This window comes from Pantoea sp. SM3640 (assembly GCF_015654165.1).
GTDB lineage: Bacteria > Pseudomonadota > Gammaproteobacteria > Enterobacterales > Enterobacteriaceae > Pantoea > Pantoea vagans.
On record NZ_CP064872.1, the window covers coordinates 2,650,863 to 2,672,210 of the forward strand.

Genomic DNA, 21,348 nt, shown 5'->3' on the forward strand with positions numbered 1-21,348 from the left:
GGTCCGCTCTGGCCGTGATTCACGGTGTAGTTTTCAGAGGGATAGTGACGGCAGCTGGGGCTGACGCGTGAAAAGGGCACAAACTACGATGCGTAAGCGGGCGAGTGTAGCAGCTTTAAATGAAGTGTGCGAGATAGCTCACATTTACTGACATAACTTAACTGCGCAGAAACAGGAAGGCCACCTCGCGGTGGCCTTCAACTTAACTACGTTTATTTTCGATGCGCCGCGGTGGCTCTTTCGCCAGCAGCGAAACCAGCGCCGGACCCAGCAACATCACTACGCCGAGACAGGCCAGCAGCAGGTTGTTGTGGTAAATCCGCGACACCAGGAACAGTGTCATCATGGCGGCGCCAAAGTAGTAAGTGGTGGTCGCTTCTTCAAGATAATCGCCGAGCGTACGTAAACGGGCGATGCGCTGTGTCACCAGCATGGCAACAAAAACCAGTGCGTACATCGCCACCAGCGTGCTGCAGACATCAACCAGCGCCTTGTGTTTCCAGCCCCAGATCAGCGCAGCGATCACCAGCAGATGCATAGCGATATGCAACAACGTCTGACCCGTGATGATTTGAATACGATTAGACCATTTCATTCAATTCTCCTGGCAGACCCAACAGGTCGCCCAAGTGCTACCGGCACAAGCCGGAAACGGTTTCCTCAATGTAAAACAATTTTCGGATAACGCCCTAAATATCGCGCTCTCTCACCACCCATTTGTGACAAAGACTACACTTTGATTCTATTGATGATGAAAAGGAGTGCGTCGCGAGTATGCCACAAAATGCGCAAGGATTTTCAATAAAAGTCCTGACGATCAATACACACAAGGGGTTTGCCCCGTTTAATCGCCGCTTCATCCTGCCGGAATTGCGCGAAGCCGTTCGCGCAACCTCGGCGGATGTGGTCTTTCTCCAGGAGGTAATGGGCACCCATGCCATCCACTCCCTTAACCATGAAGAATGGCCTGAATCGCCTCATTATGAGTTTCTGGCTGACACCATGTGGAACGATTTCGCCTACGGCCGCAATGCGGTCTATCCGGAGGGACATCACGGCAATGCCGTGTTGTCACGCTTTCCGATAACTGACTATGAGAACCGGGATATCTCGGTGGCAGGCAGTGAAAATCGCGGCATGCTGCACTGTCAGATCGCCCTGCCCGAGCCGCACGGCACGCTGCATGTCATCTGTGTTCACCTGGGTCTGAAAGAGGCGCATCGTCACGCGCAGATGAAGAAGATCTGTGAAATGGTCAACTCGCTGCCACCCGACGCGCCGGTCGTCGTAGCAGGCGATTTCAACGACTGGCAGCGACGCGCTAACGCCATATTAAAACAGGGCGCAGGCCTGAAAGAGGTATTCAGTATGAAGACCGGACGCCCGGCGCGCACCTTCCCGGCGCGCTTCCCGCTATTGCGGCTTGACCGCATCTATGTGCGCAACGCCACCGTGAGTCATCCGTGGGCGCTGCCGCGTAAGCCCTGGTCCCATCTTTCCGATCACGCGCCGCTGGCGGTGGAGATTCATCTATGAATTTTAACTGGCAGGAAGGCAACCGGCTGCTGTTGCTGGAAAATGGTGAAGCGTTTTTCCCGCGCGTCTTTGGCGCGATTCAGCGGGCAGAACGCTCAGTTTTGATCGAAACCTTTATTCTGTTTGAGGATGACGTCGGCAACGCCCTGCACCGCGAATTGCTGGCAGCGGCCCAGCGCGGCGTGCGGGTCGAAGTGATGGTCGATGGCTACGGCTCCGCTGAACTCTCCGACAAATTTGTGAACAGCCTGACCAGCGCGGGTGTGCGTTTTATCTACTACGATCCGCGCCCGCTGGTGATGGGGATGCGCACCAACGTCTTCCGCCGCCTGCACCGTAAAACGGTGGTGGTGGATGACGTGGTGGCCTTTGTCGGCGGCATCAACTTCTCGGCTGAACACAACACCGATTATGGCCCGGAGGCGAAGCAGGATTACGCCGTGCAGGTCAAAGGCCCGGTCGTGGCTGACATCGCCCGCTATCTGCAACAGGCGATTGGCAGCGAACAGCATACCCGCCGCTGGTGGGGATCGCGCTCTCATCGTCCGGCGGTGAATGCTAAACCCGGCGATGCCCAGGTGCTTTATGTCTATCGCGATAATGACGAGCACCGCGACGACATCGAAGTGCATTATCTGGAGATGCTGCGCGAGGCCAAAAAGGATGTGATTATTGCCAACGCCTACTTCTTCCCGGGCTACCGGCTGCTGCGTGAGATGCGCAATGCCGCGCAGCGTGGCGTCCGGGTGCGACTGATTGTGCAGGGCGAGCCGGATATGCCGATTGTGAAAGTGGGCGCAGAGCTGCTCTACAACTATCTGGTCGATGGCGGCGTTGAAGTCTACGAATATATCCGTCGTCCGCTGCACGGCAAGATCGCCGTAAAAGATGATTACTGGGCGACCGTCGGCTCCAGCAACCTCGACCCGCTGAGCCTCTCTCTGAATCTGGAAGCTAACCTGATCATCCACGACCGGCCATTCAACCAGACGCTGCGTGACAACCTCGAAGCGCTGCTGGCCAACGACTGCCAGCGCGTGCAGGAGGATCGCCTGCCGCCGCGCAACTGGTGGCAACTGAGCAAAAGCGTGGTGGTATTCCATTTCCTGCGTCATTTCCCCGCCATCGCGGGCTGGCTTCCGGCACACACGCCGCTGCTGGCTCAGGTGGGTGAGCCGGTCCAGCCTGAAATGGAAACGCAGGATCGTGTAGAAGCAGACAACCCGGGAGCAAAATCCTGATGGCAAAAAAACATCCACGCTGGCAACTGGCAAAAAAGATCCTCACCGTGCTGTTTTTCGTGGCGGTGGTGGTTCTGCTGGTGGTTTATGCCCGCAAAGTGAACTGGGAAGATGTTTATGAGGTCATCGTTAACTACAACCGCTTTGTCGTCCTGACCGCCGCCGGACTGGTGGTGCTGAGTTACCTGGTTTATGGCTGCTATGACCTGATTGGCCGCGCCTACTGCGGCCATAAGCTGGCGAAGCGGCAGGTCATGCTGGTGTCGTTTATCTGTTACGCCTTTAACCTGACGCTGAGTACGTGGGTGGGCGGTGTCGCTATGCGCTACCGGCTCTATTCCCGGCTGGGCCTCGACAGCGGCACCATCACCCGCATCTTCTCCCTGAGCATCGCGACTAACTGGCTGGGCTATATTCTGCTGGCGGGCGTGGTGTTCAGTGCGGGCATGGTCTCGATCCCCGGCGGCTGGTTTATTGGTGAGACCACGCTGCGGCTGATTGGCGTGGTTCTGCTGGTGCTGGTGGCGATTTACCTCTGGGCCTGCGCCTTCTCAAAACAGCGTCGCTGGACGATTAAAGGCCAGACGCTGCAGCTGCCTTCACTGCGCATGGCGCTGCTGCAGTTTGCAGTTTCCTGTGCCAACTGGATGGTGATGGGCGCGATTATCTGGCTGCTGCTGGGACGCGACGTGGGCTATCCGATGGTACTGGGCGTCCTGCTGATCAGCAGTATTGCCGGGGTAATCATTCACATTCCGGCGGGCATTGGCGTTCTGGAAGCGGTGTTCCTGGCGCTGCTCAGCGGTCAGCACGCTTCGCATGGCACCATCATTGCGGCGCTGCTGGCCTATCGTGTGCTCTACTTTATCCTGCCGCTGCTGTTAGCGCTGGTGCTCTATCTGGGCCTGGAGAGTCGGGCGAAGCATCTGCGTCAGAAGAACGAGCAGAAGTTACAGAAATCGTAATAAAAAAAGGAGGCGCAACCTTCGCGCCTCCCCCTTTTACACTGAAAATCAGCGGCGGTTACCGAGGATCCGCAGCAGCATCAGGAACAGGTTAATGAAGTCGAGATAGAGCGTCAGCGCGCCCATGATCGAGTAGCGACGCAGGTTTTCCGTGTCGCGGGCATCAATCTGCTCACCGATGTTTTTCAGCTTCTGCGTGTCATAAGCCGTTAATCCCACAAAGAGCACCACGCCGATATAGGTAATCGCCCACGTCAGCGCCGGGCTTTTGAGCCAGAAGTTCACCAGCGACGCCAGCACAATGCCAATCAGCCCCATAAACAGCAGGCTGCCAAAACGGCTCAAGTCGCGTTTGGTGGTATAGCCGTAAAAGCTCATCGCACCAAACATCCCTGCCGTGACAAAGAAGGTGCTGGCGATGGAGGAGTAGGTGTAGACCAGGAAGATACTCGCCATGGTAATGCCGGTTAGCGCCGAATAGAGCATAAACAGCCCGGTGGCTACGGCTCCGCTCAGACGATGCACCATCCCTGACAGGAAGAACACCAGCGCCAGCTGCGCGATAATCAGCCCGAAGAAGGTAATGCGATTGGCAAACACCAGCTCCATCACCGCGGGCGTACGCGCCGCAAACCAGGAGACAAATGCGGTCAGTAACAGACCACAGGTCATCCAGCCATAGACCTGCGCCATATAGGCTTGTAAACCGCGAGATGCGGGTTGAACGATGGAATCATTGCGTGGATATCGGTCCATGATGCACCTCTTGTTGAACGGATGAACAGCTCCCTGCCGGGAGCCATGCCAGATTTAAGTGTGGCACAGCTCAGCTCAACTGTGCCATAACATGCCGGTTAACGCCGCGACAGACACTGCTGATAACGACTGTCGACGCGCTGCGCAAACCACGCCGTCGTCAGATTACGGGTAATTTTCGGACTTTCCAGCTTAATGCCCGGCAGCATTTCACGCGGCAGCTTACGGCCTGCCATTTTATCCGCCAGGGCAAAAACCTGTTTCCAGAGTTCGCTGTCGCTGAATGATTCTTTCTCCCCTTTCTCCAGATCGCGGCGAATGGCGCTGTTGCTCATGTCGATCTGCTTTGAGAGCGTCCGCACCGCCAGTTCGGTGCCGCCCGCCGCGTCTGAGCCATAGAGGATCAGATCGCCATCCAGCGCCAGCTTCATGCCGGTGGCTTTTGACACTGCCGCCTGGAACGCCGCATTGCGGCTGGCGTACCAGCCTGCATTGTAGTCGGCAAAGCGATAGAGCGGCTGGCTGTAGTCAGCCGGATAGCCGAGCAGGTGCATCGTCCCGAAGTAGATCCCGCCGTGACGGGTAAAGACTTCGCGTCGGATGGTGCCATCGATCGGCCACGGATAGCCTTTGCCGTGCGCTTCGGCAAACGCGATGCTGACCTGCATCGGCCCGCCGGTGTGAATTGGGTTGAGATTGCCGAACAGCGTCTGGCCCATCGGCACCATATCGATCAGATCATCAAAGATGGCGCTAAGGTCTTTTTCACTGCGCACCTTGTCCAGCCGGGCGGCGTAGCTTTCTCCGGTCGGGGATTTGATCAGCAGCGCGGTGCGCACCAGGAAGGCCGGGACGTGCACCTGCGCTGCACGGCGGTTGATCTCGCCCCAGGCGATTTTCGGCAGGCCTGGCACCGCGGCCTCGGCGCTGAAGTTACTCTCCTGATCCGCCACGGCGATCACCGCGCACAGGTTACTGGCGCTGGGGTCGATCTGCTGCGTGCGGAAGGTGGTGTAGATATCGTCGCTCCAGGCCGCTTTATTGCTGACGTGCGACGGCAGCAGCCGCTGGATTTGCGCTTTGACATCTTCAGGCTGCCGTACCGGCGCCTCCGGCGTTTTCTTGCTGCTACAACCCGCCAGCACCAGGGCGGCGACCAGTGTCAGACGTTGCAGAATCGGGGTGGATGACATGCCTGTCCTCAGAATGAACCAAAGCCCTACTCTACCATTGCCAGAGTTTCACAGGCAGGAGAGAACTGAACTAAGGTTACCTTTTTTAACGTTAAAGGAACTTACGATGTTTAAACTCTGGCCTGTTGCGGCGTTCAGCCTGTTATTAACCGGCTGCGGCGCCAGTAATACCCCTGCCCAGGTGCAGTCACCGGGCGCGCCGACCTCCTCCTCACTGAAAGTGCTGGAAACCGGTGCCAGCGTGATGCAGTCCCGTCCGCCTATCGACGCCATCAATACTTATCTCGATGGCTTCCATTTTTATAACGGCGATAAAAACGGTCAGATGGAGGCGCACCACTATGTCACCGTGCTGAACGACGATGTGATGCAGGCGGTGATTTACGACGGCAACACGCGCGACGCGCGGCTGATGGGCGTGGAGTACATCATCAGCGAACGGCTGTTTAAGACTCTGCCGCCCGAAGAGAAGAAGCTGTGGCACAGCCATCAGTATGAGGTGAAATCGGGCACGCTGATTGCGCCAGGCTTACCGAAAGTCGCCGACCACGCGCTGATGACCCGCATCGTGAATACCTATGGCAAAACCTGGCACACCTGGCATACCGATCGCGACAAAACGCTGCCGATCGGCATTCCGTCGCTGATGATGGGCTTTACCCAGGATGGTCAGATGGATCCACGGCTGCTGGCGGATCGCGATCGCCGCTTTGACGTGGACAGCAAGCAGATCCGGGCCGATCGGGCGGATATCGTAGCCAATCCGGCGGCGCCGGGTGCTAACGCCTGGGAAAAGGGCCAGGTTATTCAGCTTAAGCGCACCAGCGGTGGTGGTGAGCACAGCCACGGTCAGACCAACTTTGGTCCGGCGGAGCAGTTGAAGCAGCCGTAGGCGTTGTGTCTGCGTGTTAGCGGGCTGTGACGCGGGAGGGATCAGCGGTAACGCAGCGGGCGGAGAAACCTCTGCCCGCTTGCGCCATTAATGCCTTAGTCCCAGCGTTGAGCAGCGTGATGGTCGCTGTCGCGGGCATCTACCCAGCGATCGCCCTGCTCTGTCGCTTCGCGCTTCCAGAACGGCGCACGAGTTTTCAGGTAATCCATGATGAACTCCGCGGCAGAAAAGGCGCTACCGCGATGGGCGCTGGTGACGCCCACCAGCACGATCTCATCGCCGGGAAACAGCTCGCCGACGCGGTGGATTACCGTGACGCGCTGCAGCGGCCAGCGTTCGCGCGCCGCATCAACAATCTCCTGCAGCGCTTTTTCGGTCATGCCGGGATAGTGCTCCAGCGTCAGCGCCGCCACGTTATCACCCAGATTGTGGTTACGCACTTTGCCGGTAAAAGTCACTACCGCTCCATCTTCATCACAGGCCGCCAGCCAGCGATACGCTTCCGCCATATCAAAGGGTGCGGGGCCGACGCGAATCTGCGTTTCCATCTCAGCCTCCGGTTACGGGCGGGAAAAAGGCCACTTCATCACCAGCATGCAGCGGGTGACTCATCGGCACCAGCGTCTGGTTGACGGCCGCCAGCAGTTTGCCCGACTCCAATGCCAGCGCCCAGCGATCGTCGCGTTCGGCCAGCGCAGCGCGCAGCGCCGCCACATCCGGATAGTCAGCGTTAACCTCAAGGGATGCGCTGCCGATCAGCTCGCGCACCTGGGCGAAAAACAGCACCTTAATCATGCGTGACCGCCTGGAAATCGCCGCTTTTGCCACCGCTCTTGCTGATTAAGCGCAGCTGATCGATGACGATATCCTTCTGCACGGCTTTGCACATGTCGTAGATGGTCAGCGCGGCTACTGACGCTGCCGTCAGCGCTTCCATCTCGACGCCGGTTTTGCCGGTCAGGCGACAGAGCGTGGTGATGCGCACCCGGCTATGGTCTGGTTCCGCTTCCAGATTCACTTCCACTTTGCTCAGCATCAGCGGATGACAGAGCGGGATGAGCTCCCAGGTGCGTTTTGCTGCCTGGATCCCGGCGATGCGCGCCGTGGCGAAGACATCCCCTTTGTGATGGCTGCCTTCCATAATCATCTGCAGCGTTTCCGGCTGCATCAGCACCAGCACTTCGGCGCGCGCTTCGCGCACGGTTTCAGCCTTGGCGGAAACATCCACCATGTGTGCTTCGCCCGCGGCATTAATGTGTGTGAGTTGAGACATACTTACCGTTTCTTCAGATGTGAGACAAAATTACAGGGCGCAGTGCGCGCATCAAGCTGGTCAGCGATAATCCGCTCCCAGGCGGTGCGGCAGGCGCTGGTGGAACCCGGCACGGCCAGAATCAGCGTCCCGTTTGCCAGACCGGCAATGGCGCGCGACTGCAGCGTCGAGCCGCCAATCTCCTCATAGGAGATCATCCGGAACAGTTCGCCAAACCCGTCAATCTCGCGGTCAAACAGCGGCAGCAGCGCTTCCGGCGTGCTGTTTTTCAGGTTAAAGCCGGTGCCGCCATTGATGATCACCACCTGGACATCGTCACTGGCGATCCAGCGCGATACGGTGGCGCGAATGCGATAGAGGTTATCCGGCACGATGGCGTGATCGACCACTTCATGGCCCGCTTCCGCCGCTGCCTCGCGCAGATAGTCGCCGGAGGTATCGTTGCTGGCATCGCGACGGTCTGACACCGTCATCACCGCAATCTGCACGGCCTGAAATTCGCTGGCTGGTTTACCCATACTTCCTCCTGAAATTAGCCGCCAATGTAAGAGAGATTCTGTGTGATACCGGTGTTGCCCTGATGCAGGAAGTGCGTCTGCTTCTTCTGTCCCAGGCTGCTGGCGATGCGCGCCTGCAGTTCGGCCTGCTGCTCATCGGACGCCAGCAGGTCACGCAGCGGTATGCCGCCGTCACCAAACAGGCACAGGTGAAGGTTTCCCTGCGCCGAGACGCGCAGACGGTTGCAGCTGGCACAGAAATCTTTGGCGTAAGGCATGATCAGGCCAATCTCGCCGACATAGTCGGGATGATAAAAGACCTGCGCCGGGCCGTCGCTGCGTCCGCTTTCGCGACGCTGCCAGCCCTGGGCAATGAGCTGATCGCGGATCACCATGCCGGAAACGTGCTGGTCGCGGAACAGCGTGCCGCCGTCGCCGGTCTCCATCAGTTCGATAAAGCGCAGCTGAATCGGACGGGTGCGGATCCAGTCGAGGAATGTGGCCAGATTACGGCTGTTGAGATCGCGCATCAGCACGCTGTTGACTTTGACCTGACGAAAACCGGCGTCCAGCGCCGCGTCGATGCCGTTCATCACCTGATGGAATTTATCCTGACCGGTAATAGCGTGAAACTGACGGGCGTCCAGGCTGTCAACGCTGACGTTGAGTGCGGTCAGACCCGCGTCGCGCCACTGTTTCACGTCGCGCGCCAGCCTGTAGCCATTGGTGGTCACTGCGATCTGGCGGATAGAGGCGTTTTCACGCACTGCCGCAATGATGTCGGTGAAATCACGGCGCAACGACGGCTCACCACCGGTCAGCCGCACTTTTTCGGTTCCGGCTGCGGCGAAAGCCCGCGTGACGCGGCGGATTTCATCCAGAGAGAGAAAGCTTTTGTTACGAATTCCCTGCGGTTTGTAGCCGTCAGGAAGACAATAGGTACAGCGGAAATTACAGACATCCGTGACCGACAGGCGCAGGTAATAGAACTTACGCGCGTATGCATCAGTAAATTGTGACACCAGAACACCTTTCCAGATTGGGAGATGCAGTCATTTCTTCCTGCACCCTGGCAGCTCGATGGCTACGGCCTGAACCCCCTATCCGCAGACTTAGGCATTCAGGCTTGAGTGTACGCTGACCCGTTGATCAGCGCGGTAAACATGATGGTAGCGTGAATTTCCTCACTCTTCCATTTGCTCTTTTCGCTATATATTCTTATACATATCGAATTTTCACCGCATTTTCGCGACAGGATACGTTAAAATGCGATCCAGATTTTGACGCAAGTCATCCGCGCGGGATTAGCGTTTAGAGCCACGCTACGCGACGAGATGTTAAGGAGAAGTATGAATCGCACACTGGCCGATCTTGATCGCGTTGTGGCACTGGGCGGCGGACACGGTTTAGGCCGCGTGATGTCGGCCCTTTCCCCGCTGGGCTCCCGTCTCACCGGCATCGTCACCACCACCGACAATGGCGGATCGACCGGCCGCATTCGTCGATCCGAAGGCGGTATCGCCTGGGGCGACATGCGCAACTGCCTGAACCAGCTGATTGCAGAACCCAGCGTCGCCTCCGCGATGTTCGAGTACCGTTTTGCCGGTAACGGCGAACTGGCCGGTCACAACCTCGGCAATCTGATGCTACGGGCGCTGGATCATCTGAGCGTTCGCCCGCTGGAAGCGATCAACATCATCCGTAACCTGCTGAAGGTCGACGCCTTTTTAATCCCGATGTCGGAGCAGCCGGTGGACCTGGTGGCGATGGATGCCGAAGGCAATATGGTTTACGGCGAAACCGCCATCGATGAGATGAAGCAGCCGCCGCAGGAGCTGATGCTGCATCCCAACGTCCAGCCGACGCGGGAAGCGCTGCAGGCCATTGCAGAAGCGGATCTGATCCTGATTGGTCCAGGCAGTTTCTACACCAGCCTGATGCCGATTCTGCTGATGGAAGAGATGGCACAGGCCCTGCGTCGCACGCCTGCCACTATGGTGTTTATCGGCAATCTGGGCCGTGAGCTCAGCCCCGCCGCGGCCAGTCTTTCAGTGGCTGACAAGCTACAGATGATGGAACGTTATATCGGCAAGCGGGTGATCGATGCCGTAGTGGTCGGACCGTCGGTCGCCACAGAGGGCATTGAAAACCGGCTGATTGTCCGTGAACCGCTGGAGGCCGCCGACATTAAATATCGTCACGACCGCCAGCTGTTACGGGTGGCGCTGGAACACGCCATTCAGAGCTTTGACGGCACTACGAGGCCGCGATAAACAGCGTTCGCAGCTCATGCAGCTGATCGCGCACGCTGGCCGCCTGTTCGAACTCCAGGTTCTGCGCGTGCTGCTGCATCTGCCCTTCCAGCTCGTGGATTTTCTTCTGCAGCGCCTGCGGCGTTAACAGCTGGAAATCGGCCAGTGCCTGAGCCTCGCCAGGACGAGCCGGTTTCGCTTTGCCGCGGGTTTTCACCACATTCTTGCCCAGCTCCAGAATATCCGTGATCTTCTTGTTCAGGCCCTGCGGCACAATGCCATTCTTTTCGTTGTGCAGCTGCTGTTTCTCGCGGCGGCGCTCTGTCTCTTCAATGGCACGCGCCATCGACGGCGTGATTTTATCGCCATAGAGAATCGCTTTACCGTTGATGTTACGCGCCGCACGACCAATGGTCTGAATCAGCGATCGTTCGGAACGCAGGAAGCCCTCTTTATCCGCATCCAGAATCGCCACCAGCGACACTTCCGGCATATCCAGCCCCTCACGCAGTAAGTTGATGCCCACCAGCACATCAAACTCACCCAGACGTAAGTCGCGGATAATCTCCATACGCTCTACGGTGTCGATGTCGGAGTGCAGATAGCGCACCTTCTCGCCATGCTCCGTCAGATATTCAGTGAGATCTTCCGCCATGCGCTTGGTCAGCACCGTCACCAGCACACGTTCGTTGATCGCCACGCGCTGATGGATTTCCGACAGCAGATCGTCAACCTGGGTGCCGACCGGACGCACTTCGATGATCGGATCCAGCAGACCGGTAGGACGCACCACCTGATCGACCACTTCGTCGCCCGATTTTTCCAGCTCATATTTGCCCGGCGTTGCCGAGACATAGATGGTCTGCGGGGCCAGCGCCTCAAACTCTTCAAACTTCATCGGACGGTTGTCCAGCGCCGACGGCAGGCGGAAGCCATACTCCACCAGCGTCTCTTTGCGCGCCCGGTCCCCTTTGTACATGCCGCCAATCTGCGGGATGGTGACGTGCGACTCATCCACCACCAGCAGGCCATCGGCAGGGAGATAGTCAAACAGCGTCGGTGGCGCTTCGCCCGGTCCGCGTGCGGAGAGGTAGCGCGAGTAGTTCTCGATGCCGGAGCAGTAACCCAGCTCACTCATCATCTCCAGATCAAACTGGGTACGCTGAGTAATACGCTGCTCTTCCAGCAGTTTATTGTTCTCCAGCAGCACCCGGCGGCGATCCGCCAGCTCGACTTTGATGTCTTCCATCGCCTGCAGAATGCGCTCACGCGGCGTGACGTAGTGCGTCTTGGGATAAATGGTAAAGCGCGGCACCACTGAATCGATCTGCCCGGTCAGCGGGTCGAACAGCGAAAGACGCTCGACCTCTTCGTCAAACAGTTCGACGCGCAGCGCAATATCGTCCGACTCCGCCGGGAAGATATCGATCACTTCGCCACGCACGCGGAAGGTGCCGCGCTGAAACGCCTGATCGTTGCGGGTGTACTGCAGCTCTGAGAGGCGGCGCAGGATGCTGCGCTGATCGATAATCATGCCGCGGGTCAGGTGCAGCATCATTTTCAGATAGAGATCGGGATCGCCCAGACCGTAGATCGCCGAAACCGACGCCACCACGATAACATCGCGCCGCTCCAGCAGCGCCTTGGTCGCTGACAGACGCATCTGTTCGATGTGTTCATTCACCGACGCATCCTTTTCAATAAAGGTGTCGGAGCTCGGCACATAGGCTTCAGGCTGATAGTAGTCGTAGTAAGAGACGAAAAACTCGACGGCGTTATCCGGGAAAAACTCTTTCATCTCGCCATAGAGCTGCGCCGCCAGCGTTTTGTTCGGTGCCAGCACCATCGTCGGACGATTGAGGTCGGCAATGACGTTGGCGACAGTAAAGGTTTTACCGGAGCCGGTTACGCCTAATAAGGTCTGATGGGCCAGTCCATCCTCCAGCCCCTCTTCCAGGCGACGGATCGCCTCAGGCTGGTCGCCCGAAGGTTTAAAAGCGGAATTGAGTTTAAAAGCTTTGGTCATGAATGCAGTTCCTGCTGGAGAAGTCGGCGGGCAGGCACTTATTTTACTCTGCTATGGTGATTTTGCCAGAAAATAATACTGGATATAAAAACAGTAATCGTGCAAGGTTAATGCAATCAGGGTAAGACTTAGCCCGCCTGCTTCAGATACGTGATATCGCAAAGCGTGTTGCGCAATGTTATCCCCAGACCGGGATCGGATTTAACATTTGTCAATAGAACGTCACAAAATTACAGTTCGGTTACCTGACAGAAAATTCGCAGGCTTGTTTTTTGATAACCAGCTGATTTTACTGGTTTAAGCTAATAAGGCCAGAATCTCGTCATTATGTTACCAGGCCGCGTATTTCCTCGCTTCTAACCGGTTTTCATTACCTAATGCACAAGGTTATCCACAGGAATAGTGGATAAGTGATGGCAGCCCCGCCGCCATCAGCTGTGTATAATTTTTCCCTGCCGTCCCGCCTCGTTGAAAATAATTTTTTTTGCGTTAAATTTCGCGTCGGCTGCTGACGGATTATTCTGCATTTTTATTCTGTCGCCTGGCGTGGCACGCAAATTTTCATCGTTCCACTAAGATTCTTAATCAGACATTCTGCGTTACCGCAGCACGTCTGCACCACAAACAGCGCCCACAGGCACTGTAAAAGTGCAGGCGCGTGATGACCATGGGTAATTGATAAGTTTTTCTCACCTTTCCTCCCTGATACAGCGCACTTCAGCAGGAAACAGGGCCGTTTTAAGATCTGGCCTGGGAATTGCAGGAGTCAGTAACGTCACCGCGCTTTACGCGCACTGTGCTGCAATGGTGAGGCTGCCGTTGCTGATGACTTGTTTGCCAGACGACAAAGAGCGGAAGCAATCAGGCTAATGATCGGGAAGGAGAGTGTCAGATGCTGAGTCTACGTTCGGTAAATCAATTTTACGGTCAGAACCATATCCTGTGGGATGTGGACCTGGATCTGTCGCCTGGCACCTGCACCGGCATTCTGGGCCGTCCTGGCATGGGCAAGACCACGCTGGTCAACTGCATCATGGGCAGACTGCCGATTAACAGCGGCACCATTTCCTGGAAAGAGGATGGCTCGCCGCCGGAAGATTTGCTGCTGCAACCGGCCGAACAGCGGGCGCAGATGGGCATCGGCTATGTGCCACAGGGCCGCCACATTTTTACCCAGATGAGTGTGGAAGATAACCTGCTGATTGCCCTGCTGGCGGGTGCCAGCCAGCGCGATCGTCATCGCGCCATTCCCGAAATGGTCTTTGATTTGTTCCCGGCGCTCTACTCCCTGCGCCAGCAACGCAGCGGCGATCTACCCATCGATCAGCAGCAACAGCTGGCCCTGGCGCGCGCGCTGGTGCTGCAGCCCAAACTGCTGATTCTGGATGAGCCGACTGATGGGATGTCGCCGTGGCTGGAAGAGGAGATGGGCAACCTGATCCGCCGGCTTAACCTCGACTACGGGCTGACCATCCTGCTGCTGGAGCAGCGCCTGTCGCTGATTCGGCGGGTGGCGGACTATTTCCTGCTGCTGCACCGTGGCCGTAATGTGGCGCAGGGCAGCATGGAGCAGCTCGATGACCACACCGTGGATAAGTGGCTGACGGTGGCCTGACGCTGAGTCCCTGCCACGGCTGGCGTCAGGATTGCAGGCAGCGCGCAACAACCTGACGTTCAGGCTGGTGAGCACTGCACAGGCTCAGACTGACAAAGCATAAAGCCCGTTGGGTCAGGCTTTACTCTGGCAGCGTCAGATACTGTCCACAGGAGGCCTGCTGCTGCGCATCGGTGAGATACGGAATGGTGCCCAGACAGGTCGCAGGCAGTCGCTGCTTCAGGCTGGTGAGATATTCCTGATAGCGTTTGCCGGGCGGTTCGACGGTGTTGGCGATCCAGCCCACCAGTGGCAGGCCGCACGCACGCACCGCCTCGGCGGTGAGCATGGCGTGATTGATGCAGCCGAGCTTAATTCCCACCACCAGAATCACGGGCAGCTGTTCACTGACTACCCAGTCCGCATAGGTGTGCGTCTCTGACAGCGGGGTGTACCAGCCGCCCGCACCCTCCACCAGAATCCAGTCCGCCAGTGGCTCCAGCGCCGCCAGACCCGCTGACAGTGCCAGATGGGTGATCGGCCTGCCCTCTTCGGCGCTGACGATGTGTGGCGAGGTCGGCTCCATAAACGCCAGCGGATTGACCTGCTGATAGCTTAACGGCACGTTGCTGAAGCGCTGCAGCGCCAGCGCATCACTGTTGCGAATGCCTTCAGGCGTCATCTCACAGCCTGACGCAACCGGCTTGTAGCCCGCACAGCGGTAGCCCGCTGCGGCGGCTGCCTGCAACAGTGCGCCGCTGGCGACCGTTTTACCGACTTCGGTGTCGGTGCCGGTGATAAAAAGCCGTTTCATGAAAGCGTGACTCCATAGATTAAATGGTAACTCAGGCGATAGCCGTGCCGATCGCGCGGCCAGTGTGCCTCTAACTGGTTGAGCCGTTGTCGGGTGAGTATCTGCCCGTCGCGACCCTGATGCAGATGGGTCGCGCCAATCCCTTTCAGCGAACGCATGGCACTGAGCGCATCGGGAAAATGCAGCGTCACCCTTTCTGCGCTGCAAATCAGTTGCTCTGCATGGCAGGCCGCCGCAATCTCCGCCTCGCTGAGAAAGCGGTTAGCATGGGGTAACGCATCCAGATGGGACCAGGCTTCATGCACCTCCTGCAACGAACCGTCGCCCAGCGTGGAAAACAGCAGCGTGCCCTCGGGCCGCAGCACCCGTCGGAACTGGCGCAGCGCGCCGGGCAGATCCTCACTCCACTGCACCGCCAGGTTGCTCCACACCATGTCGATACTGTTATCCGCCAGCGGCAGCGCGTCAATGTCGCCCACCAGATAGCGCTGCGCCGCGTCGTTGTCCCGCGCCTGTTGCAGCATCTGCGGTGAGAGATCCAGCGCCGTCACCTGTTTGCCGCGTTCGCGCCACAGCCTGCTGTACCAGCCAGTGCCACACCCGGCATCCAGCAGCTGCAGTCCGCTGTAAGCCGGTGCGCGTGCCAGCAGCGCATCGCCGCTGAGCCGTTGCAGTGCCGCATGGGCATCGTAATGGCTGGCCGCCCGACCAAAGGCACGTGCCACCGCCTGCTTATCAACCCGCAGCGTCATGCAGCGCCTCCAGTAACCGATCGATATCTTCCGGGCGATGTGCCGCCGTCAGGGTAATGCGCAGCCGGGCCGTTCCCGGCGGCACGGTAGGTGGCCGAATCGCACTGACCCAGCAGCCCGCCTCCGCCAGCCGCGCCGAGAGCGCCATCGCATCGCCATTTTCACCGATCAGCAGCGGCTGGATCGCGCTGGCTGAGTCCATCAGTTGCCACGGCAGCGCGGCCGCGCCACGCCGGAAATGCGCAATGTTCTGCTGCAACTGCTGGCGCAGCGCATCACCCTGCTGAATTTCGCGCAGTGCCGCCTGTAGCGCCACAGCCTGCGCAGCGGGCATGGCGGTGGAATAGATCAGATGCCGGCTGAACTGCAGGAAATAGTCGGCGGTATCCGCATCGCACAGCAGCGCGGCACCGCTGACGCCAAAGGCTTTGCCAAAAGTGACCACCAGCAGTTCCGGCTTAACGCCCTGCTGCCAGCAGCTGCCCCGCCCCTGCTCACCTGCCACGCCGATGCCGTGCGCATCATCCACCAGCAGCCAGCCCTGTGCCTGACGCGTCTGTTGCGCCAGCGAAGCCAGCGGTGCGCTGTCGCCATCCATGCTGAAAATCCCCTCGGTCACCACCAGCGTTTCCCCCTCGCAGGGTGACGCGAGCCGTGCCGTCAGGCTCTCCGGGTCGTTATGACTGAAACGCCGCAGCTGCGCCGGGCTGTGGCTGGCGGCGTCGAGCAGCGAGGCATGGCTGAGTTTATCGGCCAGGATGCGATCGTTTTTCTCGCCCAGCAGATGAATCACCGCCTGATTGGCCGCGAACCCGGAGATAAACAGCAGCGCACGGTCATAGCCGAGCCAGTCGGCCAGCTGCGCCTCAAGTTCGGCGTGCTGACGGTGATAACCGGTGACGTGACCTGAGGCACCCGCCCCCGCGCCCGCCAGCGCCGCGCCCTGCTGCCAGCCCGCAATCACCGCCGGATGGCGGGTTAAACCGAGATAGTCATTGCTGGAGAAGTGCAGATAGCGGCGACCGCCGCTCTCTAACGTGCGGGTCGATTGCTCATCAATGACCCGACGCTGCCGCCAGCCATCGGCCGCACGACGCTGGTCCAGCGCCTGCCGGATCCGTTGCTTCCAGCTCATTACAGCGCCGCGTTGTAGAACTGTTCAGTGTCCGCATGGAACAGCTGCTCGCTGAGGTGTTCTTCCTGCTGCTGGTCGCCATGCCGGGTGTGGGTATGCTCCGGATTCAGACCCAGTTTGCGGAACAGCACGCGGTCTTTATCCTCTTCCGGATTCGGCGTGGTCAGCAGTTTGCAGCCGTAGAAAATCGAGTTCGCCCCGGCCATAAAGCACATAGCCTGAGTCTGCTCGCTCATCTGCTCACGACCCGCGGAGAGACGCACATGCGAGGTCGGCATCATGATGCGCGCCACCGCGATGGTACGGATAAAATCGAACGGCTCTACGTCATCGTTGTCCGCCAGCGGCGTGCCTTTGACTTTGACCAGCATGTTGATCGGCACGCTCTCCGGCGGGGTCGGCAGATTGGCTAACTGCACCAGCAGACCGGCGCGATCGTTCACGGTTTCGCCCAGGCCGACGATGCCGCCCGAACAGACTTTGATTCCGGCGTCGCGCACTTTGCCGAGCGTATCCAGACGTTCCTGATAGCTGCGGGTGGTGATGATGGAGCCATAGAATTCCGGTGAGGTGTCGAGGTTATGGTTGTAGTAATCGAGGCCCGCGCCCGCCAGCCGCTGCGCCTGTTGATCGCTGAGCGTGCCGAGCGTCATGCAGGTTTCCATTCCCATCGCCTTCACGCCTTCGACCATCTTTTCCAGGTAGGGCATATCGCGCTCGTGCGGGTTTTTCCACGCGGCACCCATGCAGAAACGGGTCGAACCGGCGGCTTTGGCCTGACGCGCGGAGGTCAGTACCTCCTCCACTTCCATCAGACGTTCCGACTCCAGGCCGGTCTTGTAGCGCGCGCTCTGCGGGCAATATTTGCAATCTTCCGGGCAGGCGCCGGTTTTGATCGACAGCAGGGTACTGACCTGCACCTGGCGCGGGTCGAAGTGCTGACGATGCACCTGCTGCGCTTTAAACATCAGTTCAAGAAAAGGTTGATCAAACAGCGCTTGCGCCTGTGCAATTGTCCAGCGTTGAGCCATTACGTACTCCAGAAAAGGGTGTCATCCCGACAGAAAGCAGGGGTATACTTGTAAACTATATTTTTTTATTTTGGTTTACAACTCCGATGACTACCCCCGTTTTCTCCTCCGATGATGCCCGTTTTGACCGCCAGCACATCTGGCATCCCTACACCTCGATGAAGGATCCGCTGCCCTGCTACCCGGTCGTCGCTGCGCAGGGTTTTCAGCTGCAGCTGGCCGATGGCCGTGAGCTGGTGGATGGAATGTCATCGTGGTGGGCGGCGATTCATGGTTACAACCACCCGCGACTGAACCGGGCGCTAACGGAGCAGGTCACGCAGATGTCGCACGTGATGTTTGGCGGCATTACCCATCCGGCAGCAGTGGCGCTCTGCCGTCAGCTGGTGGCGATGACGCCCGAGGCGCTGGAGTGCGTCTTCCTGGCCGATTCCGGCTCGGTGGCGGTGGAAGTGTCGATGAAGATGGCACTACAGTACTGGCTGGGCCGGGGTGAGACGCGCCAGCAGTTCCTGACGCTGAAGCGCGGCTATCATGGCGATACCTTTGCCGCGATGTCGGTTTGCGATCCCGATAACTCGATGCACAGTCTGTGGCGCGGTTATCTGCCTGAGCACCACTTTGCGGCGGCACCGGCCTGCGGCTTTAATGATGAATGGGACGAACGCGATTTCGATGATTTCGCCCGACTGATCGAACAGCATCACCGGCAGCTGGCAGCGGTGATCCTTGAGCCGATTGTGCAGGGTGCGGGCGGCATGCGTTTCTATCATCCGCGCTATCTGCAGCAGGTGCGGGAAGCGTGCGACCGCTATGGCGTACTGCTGATAGCGGATGAGATCGCTACCGGCTTTGGCCGCACCGGCAAGCTCTTTGCCTGTGAACATGCAGGCATTACCCCGGATATTCTCTGCGTCGGCAAAGCGCTGACCGGCGGCATGATGACGCTGGCAGCGACCCTGACCACCCGCGACGTCGCCGACACCATCAGCCGCAGCGCGGCAGGCTGTTTTATGCATGGCCCGACCTTTATGGGCAATCCGCTGGCCTGTGCGGTGGCGGCGGAGAGCCTGAGCATGCTGGCGGACGGTCACTGGCAGCGTCAGGTGGCCGCAATCGAACAGCAGCTGCGGGCTGAGCTGCTGCCGCTGCGCCGTTCCCCACAGGTGGCCGATGTGCGCGTGCTGGGAGCGATTGGCGTGGTGGAAACCCATCAGGTGGTCAACATGGCGGCCCTGCAGCAGTTCTTTGTTGAACAGGGCGTCTGGATCCGGCCTTTTGGCCGTCTGATCTACCTGATGCCGCCCTACATCATCACGCCCCAGGCACTGAGTCAGCTGGTGCAGGCGATTGGCAGCGCGCTGGAACATTCGCAACATTTTGCCGCCTGAAGCGGGCTGACCACTGGCACTGGTGGCGCTTTTGGTTATGATGAAAGGCTATTCATCGACAGTTAAGGAGATGTGATGCGCGTTTTTAGTCAGGATTTTAATGACGGCGAGAAGATGCCAGAAAAGCATGTTTTCAACGGCATGGGTTATCAGGGCGAGAATATTTCTCCCCATCTTGCCTGGGAAGCGGCACCGGAAGGCACCAAAAGTTTTGTGGTGACCTGCTACGATCCAGATGCGCCGACGGGTTCCGGCTGGTGGCACTGGGTCGTGGCGAATATTCCGGCCAGCACCACGTCACTGCCGCAGGGTGCCGGTTCCGGCAAAGCGTCACTGCCAGCAGGCGCAATCCAGACCCGCACCGATTTCGGTCAGGCGGGCTATGGTGGCGCGGCACCGCCACAGGGCGAAACCCATCGCTACATTTTCACCGTGCATGCGCTGGATGTGGAGACGATTGAGGTGGATGAAGGCGCCAGTGGCGCAATGGTCGGCTTTAATGTGCATTTCCACGCCCTGGCGAGCGCCTCGCTGACCGTGAATTATCAGTAATTCAGTATATCTTTCCCGACCGGGAGAGATGTACTTAAAAGTCTGTCCCGGTTAGCTGTGAGACCGAGCCAGCGCAGGAAATTCGGTCAAATCGGAAAGTCGCTTACGCCAATCCCTGGCTCGCTCGGCCCGCGCGATTACGCACCTCATCCCTGAGGTGCGCCCGTAAATGGGCCAACGCTTTGCGTTGTTCAAAAACGCTCCCGGCGTTTTTGTCCATGGCGCGGGACGCTTTCCTCCTCTGACTGTATTCCCTGCGTGTTGAGCTAATCCATCGCTGTCCGATGCACCCTGATTTGAGTTTTTCAATCGTCTGAACGCCTCTCCCGCTCAGGAGAGGCGTTTTTCAGGATGCGTTACGCCTGCAGCTGATGAATCACCACCCACATCGGGCCCTGCCCTACCGCATAACGTCCCAGCGGCTGTAACAGCCCCTTCGGTTCGCTAATCGCATACACTTCGATGTGATGCGATTTCTGTCCCGCCGCCACCAGAAAACGTCCGCTGTGATCGATATTGAACCCGCGCGGCTGCGTTTCCGTCGGCTGGAACCCTTCCAGCGTCAGTTCATCGCCCAGTTCGCTGACGCTGAAAATTGCCAGCGTGCTGCTGGTGCGATCGCAGGCGTAGAGGAAACGGCCATCCGGCGTCAGATGAATATCGGCTGCCCAGCGCGTACCGCTGAAGTCAGGCGGCATCATATCCAGCGTCTGCACGCTTTCTGCTTCGCCTTCACCGGTATTTAATGCCCAGACATCAACCGTGCTGTCGAGCTCGTTGACGCAGTAAGCAAACTGCCCGCCCGGATGGAACTGCATATGACGCGGACCTGCGCCCTCTACCGTCGTGACCTGCGCCTGTTTGCGCGGCGTCAGCTGACCGTCTGCGCCCAGCGCAAACAGACAGATACGGTCCTGCTTCAGTGCCGGTACGTAGAGTGTCTTGTTATCGGTATCGATATTGGCCGAGTGACAGCCATCCAGGCCGTTGATCACCTGTAGCGGGGCCTGCGGAATGCCATCATCGCCAATCGGGCTGACGCTGACGCAGGCATCATTGTAGGAACCGCAGAACAGGAACCGACCCTCGCGATCGGTGGAAATGTGGGTCGGACTGCCCGGCAGCGGTGCCTGACCGGCTTCGGTCAGCGTGCCATCGGCGGCAATCTGGAACGCCAGCACGCGAAAATTGGGACGCACACCGACATAGAGAAAATCGCGTTTCGGACTCACCACCATCGGCTGAACCTGGCCGGCGACATCAATCACCTGAAGCAACGTCAGCGCACCCTCATCATTCATCTGCCAGACGTGAATCTGCTGGCTCTCGGGACTGGCGGTGTAGACAACCTGTTTCATGCATTCTCCTTTTTTGCTGCCTGATCATGATCTGTGAATCACTGTAGCGTGTTTTATTGGCCTGCGCTGGAATCATTTGTGCCCTGTTTT

Annotated in this window: 22 protein-coding genes and 1 riboswitch; of the genes, 8 read left to right on the forward strand and 14 right to left on the reverse strand. The window is 58.6% G+C overall.

Features of this window, described 5'->3' with window-relative positions:
- Positions 1-202 precede the first annotated feature (202 nt).
- A complete protein-coding gene (locus IV493_RS12310) occupies positions 203-595 on the reverse strand; it encodes a YbhQ family protein (protein WP_031594396.1) in 393 nt (130 codons plus the stop codon).
- A gap of 179 nt (positions 596-774) precedes the next feature.
- On the opposite strand from IV493_RS12310, the gene IV493_RS12315 reads away from it, so the two are divergent.
- From IV493_RS12315 to IV493_RS12325, 3 genes are read left to right on the forward strand one after another with little or no spacing between them, the layout of a single operon-like run.
- Positions 775-1,536: an endonuclease/exonuclease/phosphatase family protein gene (locus IV493_RS12315; RefSeq protein WP_013357197.1), complete on the forward strand. Its 762-nt coding sequence runs from the start codon at positions 775-777 to the stop codon at positions 1,534-1,536.
- Positions 1,533-2,777, forward strand: a complete 1,245-nt coding sequence (clsB, locus tag IV493_RS12320) for a cardiolipin synthase ClsB (RefSeq protein WP_195857216.1) — start codon at positions 1,533-1,535, stop codon at positions 2,775-2,777. The genes IV493_RS12315 and clsB overlap by 4 nt, the downstream gene beginning before the upstream one ends.
- Positions 2,777-3,742, forward strand: coding sequence for a lysylphosphatidylglycerol synthase domain-containing protein (locus IV493_RS12325; protein WP_013357195.1), 966 nt, complete (start codon positions 2,777-2,779; stop codon positions 3,740-3,742). Before clsB ends, IV493_RS12325 begins: the two co-directional genes overlap by 1 nt.
- Positions 3,743-3,790: 48 nt before the next feature.
- On the opposite strand, the gene IV493_RS12330 is transcribed toward IV493_RS12325, so the two are convergent.
- Together IV493_RS12330 and IV493_RS12335 are read right to left on the reverse strand one after the other, a co-directional pair.
- Positions 3,791-4,498, reverse strand: a complete 708-nt coding sequence (locus tag IV493_RS12330; protein WP_195857217.1) for a Bax inhibitor-1/YccA family protein — start codon at positions 4,496-4,498, stop codon at positions 3,791-3,793.
- Between the two features lie 98 nt (positions 4,499-4,596).
- Positions 4,597-5,691 carry a DUF1615 domain-containing protein gene (locus tag IV493_RS12335; RefSeq protein ID WP_195857218.1) on the reverse strand — a complete coding sequence of 365 codons (1,095 nt, stop codon included), beginning with the start codon at positions 5,689-5,691 and terminating at the stop codon, positions 4,597-4,599.
- 106 nt (positions 5,692-5,797) lie between these two features.
- On the opposite strand from IV493_RS12335, the gene IV493_RS12340 reads away from it, so the two are divergent.
- Complete coding sequence (locus IV493_RS12340; protein WP_195857219.1) at positions 5,798-6,583, forward strand: OBAP family protein; 786 nt, start codon at positions 5,798-5,800, stop codon at positions 6,581-6,583.
- Positions 6,584-6,678: 95 nt separating this feature from the next.
- Here IV493_RS12340 and moaE read toward each other — a convergent pair whose 3' ends face one another.
- The 5 genes from moaE to moaA all read right to left on the reverse strand — a co-directional run bounded on the left by moaE (position 6,679) and on the right by moaA (position 9,375).
- Complete coding sequence (moaE, locus tag IV493_RS12345; protein WP_095707525.1) at positions 6,679-7,131, reverse strand: molybdopterin synthase catalytic subunit MoaE; 453 nt, start codon at positions 7,129-7,131, stop codon at positions 6,679-6,681.
- Between the two features lies 1 nt (position 7,132).
- Positions 7,133-7,378: a molybdopterin synthase sulfur carrier subunit gene (gene moaD, locus IV493_RS12350; protein WP_095707526.1), complete on the reverse strand. Its 246-nt coding sequence runs from the start codon at positions 7,376-7,378 to the stop codon at positions 7,133-7,135.
- A complete protein-coding gene (moaC, locus tag IV493_RS12355; RefSeq protein ID WP_095707527.1) occupies positions 7,371-7,856 on the reverse strand; it encodes a cyclic pyranopterin monophosphate synthase MoaC in 486 nt (161 codons plus the stop codon). Before moaC ends, moaD begins: the two co-directional genes overlap by 8 nt.
- Before the next feature lie 2 nt (positions 7,857-7,858).
- Positions 7,859-8,374 carry a molybdenum cofactor biosynthesis protein B gene (gene moaB / locus IV493_RS12360; protein WP_013357188.1) on the reverse strand — a complete coding sequence of 172 codons (516 nt, stop codon included), beginning with the start codon at positions 8,372-8,374 and terminating at the stop codon, positions 7,859-7,861.
- A gap of 14 nt (positions 8,375-8,388) precedes the next feature.
- A complete protein-coding gene (moaA, locus tag IV493_RS12365; RefSeq protein WP_195857220.1) occupies positions 8,389-9,375 on the reverse strand; it encodes a GTP 3',8-cyclase MoaA in 987 nt (328 codons plus the stop codon).
- Positions 9,365-9,498, reverse strand: a riboswitch (molybdenum cofactor riboswitch). Its footprint overlaps the gene before it by 11 nt.
- Positions 9,499-9,702: 204 nt before the next feature.
- Between moaA and yvcK the strand changes: the two genes are divergently transcribed.
- Positions 9,703-10,626 carry a uridine diphosphate-N-acetylglucosamine-binding protein YvcK gene (gene yvcK, locus IV493_RS12370; protein WP_033782368.1) on the forward strand — a complete coding sequence of 308 codons (924 nt, stop codon included), beginning with the start codon at positions 9,703-9,705 and terminating at the stop codon, positions 10,624-10,626.
- Here yvcK and uvrB read toward each other — a convergent pair.
- Positions 10,610-12,631: an excinuclease ABC subunit UvrB gene (uvrB, locus tag IV493_RS12375; RefSeq protein ID WP_033731912.1), complete on the reverse strand. Its 2,022-nt coding sequence runs from the start codon at positions 12,629-12,631 to the stop codon at positions 10,610-10,612. The genes yvcK and uvrB overlap by 17 nt on opposite strands.
- An 892-nt stretch (positions 12,632-13,523) precedes the next feature.
- Between uvrB and IV493_RS12380 the strand changes: the two genes are divergently transcribed.
- Complete coding sequence (locus IV493_RS12380; RefSeq protein WP_013357183.1) at positions 13,524-14,246, forward strand: ABC transporter ATP-binding protein; 723 nt, start codon at positions 13,524-13,526, stop codon at positions 14,244-14,246.
- 121 nt (positions 14,247-14,367) lie between these two features.
- Here IV493_RS12380 and bioD read toward each other — a convergent pair whose 3' ends face one another.
- Genes bioD through bioB form a run of 4 tightly spaced genes read right to left on the reverse strand, consistent with a single transcriptional unit; the run spans position 14,368 to position 17,957 of the window.
- A complete protein-coding gene (gene bioD / locus IV493_RS12385) occupies positions 14,368-15,039 on the reverse strand; it encodes a dethiobiotin synthase (protein ID WP_195857221.1) in 672 nt (223 codons plus the stop codon).
- Positions 15,036-15,791, reverse strand: coding sequence for a malonyl-ACP O-methyltransferase BioC (bioC, locus tag IV493_RS12390; RefSeq protein ID WP_195857222.1), 756 nt, complete (start codon positions 15,789-15,791; stop codon positions 15,036-15,038). Before bioC ends, bioD begins: the two co-directional genes overlap by 4 nt.
- Positions 15,775-16,926 carry an 8-amino-7-oxononanoate synthase gene (gene bioF / locus IV493_RS12395; protein WP_195857223.1) on the reverse strand — a complete coding sequence of 384 codons (1,152 nt, stop codon included), beginning with the start codon at positions 16,924-16,926 and terminating at the stop codon, positions 15,775-15,777. The genes bioC and bioF overlap by 17 nt, the downstream gene beginning before the upstream one ends.
- Positions 16,926-17,957, reverse strand: a complete 1,032-nt coding sequence (gene bioB / locus IV493_RS12400; RefSeq protein ID WP_095707533.1) for a biotin synthase BioB — start codon at positions 17,955-17,957, stop codon at positions 16,926-16,928. The genes bioF and bioB overlap by 1 nt, the downstream gene beginning before the upstream one ends.
- 86 nt (positions 17,958-18,043) lie before the next feature.
- Between bioB and bioA the strand changes: the two genes are divergently transcribed.
- Together bioA and IV493_RS12410 are read left to right on the forward strand one after the other, a co-directional pair.
- A complete protein-coding gene (gene bioA / locus IV493_RS12405) occupies positions 18,044-19,348 on the forward strand; it encodes an adenosylmethionine--8-amino-7-oxononanoate transaminase (protein WP_195857224.1) in 1,305 nt (434 codons plus the stop codon).
- 75 nt (positions 19,349-19,423) lie between these two features.
- The gene (locus IV493_RS12410) at positions 19,424-19,900 is read left to right on the forward strand and encodes a kinase inhibitor (protein ID WP_013357177.1); all 477 of its coding nucleotides are present in this window, start codon (positions 19,424-19,426) and stop codon (positions 19,898-19,900) included.
- A 356-nt stretch (positions 19,901-20,256) separates the two neighbouring features.
- Here the strand turns inward: IV493_RS12410 and pgl are convergent, their stop codons facing one another.
- Positions 20,257-21,258 carry a 6-phosphogluconolactonase gene (pgl, locus tag IV493_RS12415; protein WP_013357176.1) on the reverse strand — a complete coding sequence of 334 codons (1,002 nt, stop codon included), beginning with the start codon at positions 21,256-21,258 and terminating at the stop codon, positions 20,257-20,259.
- Between the last annotated feature and the right edge of the window lie 90 nt (positions 21,259-21,348).

What these genes read in the sequence shown, in the direction of transcription:
- IV493_RS12310 (WP_031594396.1), bottom strand. Translation starts at nt 595, where the DNA reads ATGAAATGGTCTAATCGTATTCAAATCATCACGGGTCAGACGTTGTTG.
- IV493_RS12315 (WP_013357197.1), top strand. Translation starts at nt 775, where the DNA reads ATGCCACAAAATGCGCAAGGATTTTCAATAAAAGTCCTGACGATCAAT.
- clsB (WP_195857216.1), top strand. Translation starts at nt 1,533, where the DNA reads ATGAATTTTAACTGGCAGGAAGGCAACCGGCTGCTGTTGCTGGAAAAT.
- IV493_RS12325 (WP_013357195.1), top strand. Translation starts at nt 2,777, where the DNA reads ATGGCAAAAAAACATCCACGCTGGCAACTGGCAAAAAAGATCCTCACC.
- IV493_RS12330 (WP_195857217.1), bottom strand. Translation starts at nt 4,498, where the DNA reads ATGGACCGATATCCACGCAATGATTCCATCGTTCAACCCGCATCTCGC.
- IV493_RS12335 (WP_195857218.1), bottom strand. Translation starts at nt 5,691, where the DNA reads ATGTCATCCACCCCGATTCTGCAACGTCTGACACTGGTCGCCGCCCTG.
- IV493_RS12340 (WP_195857219.1), top strand. Translation starts at nt 5,798, where the DNA reads ATGTTTAAACTCTGGCCTGTTGCGGCGTTCAGCCTGTTATTAACCGGC.
- moaE (WP_095707525.1), bottom strand. Translation starts at nt 7,131, where the DNA reads ATGGAAACGCAGATTCGCGTCGGCCCCGCACCCTTTGATATGGCGGAA.
- moaD (WP_095707526.1), bottom strand. Translation starts at nt 7,378, where the DNA reads ATGATTAAGGTGCTGTTTTTCGCCCAGGTGCGCGAGCTGATCGGCAGC.
- moaC (WP_095707527.1), bottom strand. Translation starts at nt 7,856, where the DNA reads ATGTCTCAACTCACACACATTAATGCCGCGGGCGAAGCACACATGGTG.
- moaB (WP_013357188.1), bottom strand. Translation starts at nt 8,374, where the DNA reads ATGGGTAAACCAGCCAGCGAATTTCAGGCCGTGCAGATTGCGGTGATG.
- yvcK (WP_033782368.1), top strand. Translation starts at nt 9,703, where the DNA reads ATGAATCGCACACTGGCCGATCTTGATCGCGTTGTGGCACTGGGCGGC.
- uvrB (WP_033731912.1), bottom strand. Translation starts at nt 12,631, where the DNA reads ATGACCAAAGCTTTTAAACTCAATTCCGCTTTTAAACCTTCGGGCGAC.
- IV493_RS12380 (WP_013357183.1), top strand. Translation starts at nt 13,524, where the DNA reads ATGCTGAGTCTACGTTCGGTAAATCAATTTTACGGTCAGAACCATATC.
- bioD (WP_195857221.1), bottom strand. Translation starts at nt 15,039, where the DNA reads ATGAAACGGCTTTTTATCACCGGCACCGACACCGAAGTCGGTAAAACG.
- bioC (WP_195857222.1), bottom strand. Translation starts at nt 15,791, where the DNA reads ATGACGCTGCGGGTTGATAAGCAGGCGGTGGCACGTGCCTTTGGTCGG.
- bioF (WP_195857223.1), bottom strand. Translation starts at nt 16,926, where the DNA reads ATGAGCTGGAAGCAACGGATCCGGCAGGCGCTGGACCAGCGTCGTGCG.
- bioB (WP_095707533.1), bottom strand. Translation starts at nt 17,957, where the DNA reads ATGGCTCAACGCTGGACAATTGCACAGGCGCAAGCGCTGTTTGATCAA.
- bioA (WP_195857224.1), top strand. Translation starts at nt 18,044, where the DNA reads ATGACTACCCCCGTTTTCTCCTCCGATGATGCCCGTTTTGACCGCCAG.
- IV493_RS12410 (WP_013357177.1), top strand. Translation starts at nt 19,424, where the DNA reads ATGCGCGTTTTTAGTCAGGATTTTAATGACGGCGAGAAGATGCCAGAA.
- pgl (WP_013357176.1), bottom strand. Translation starts at nt 21,258, where the DNA reads ATGAAACAGGTTGTCTACACCGCCAGTCCCGAGAGCCAGCAGATTCAC.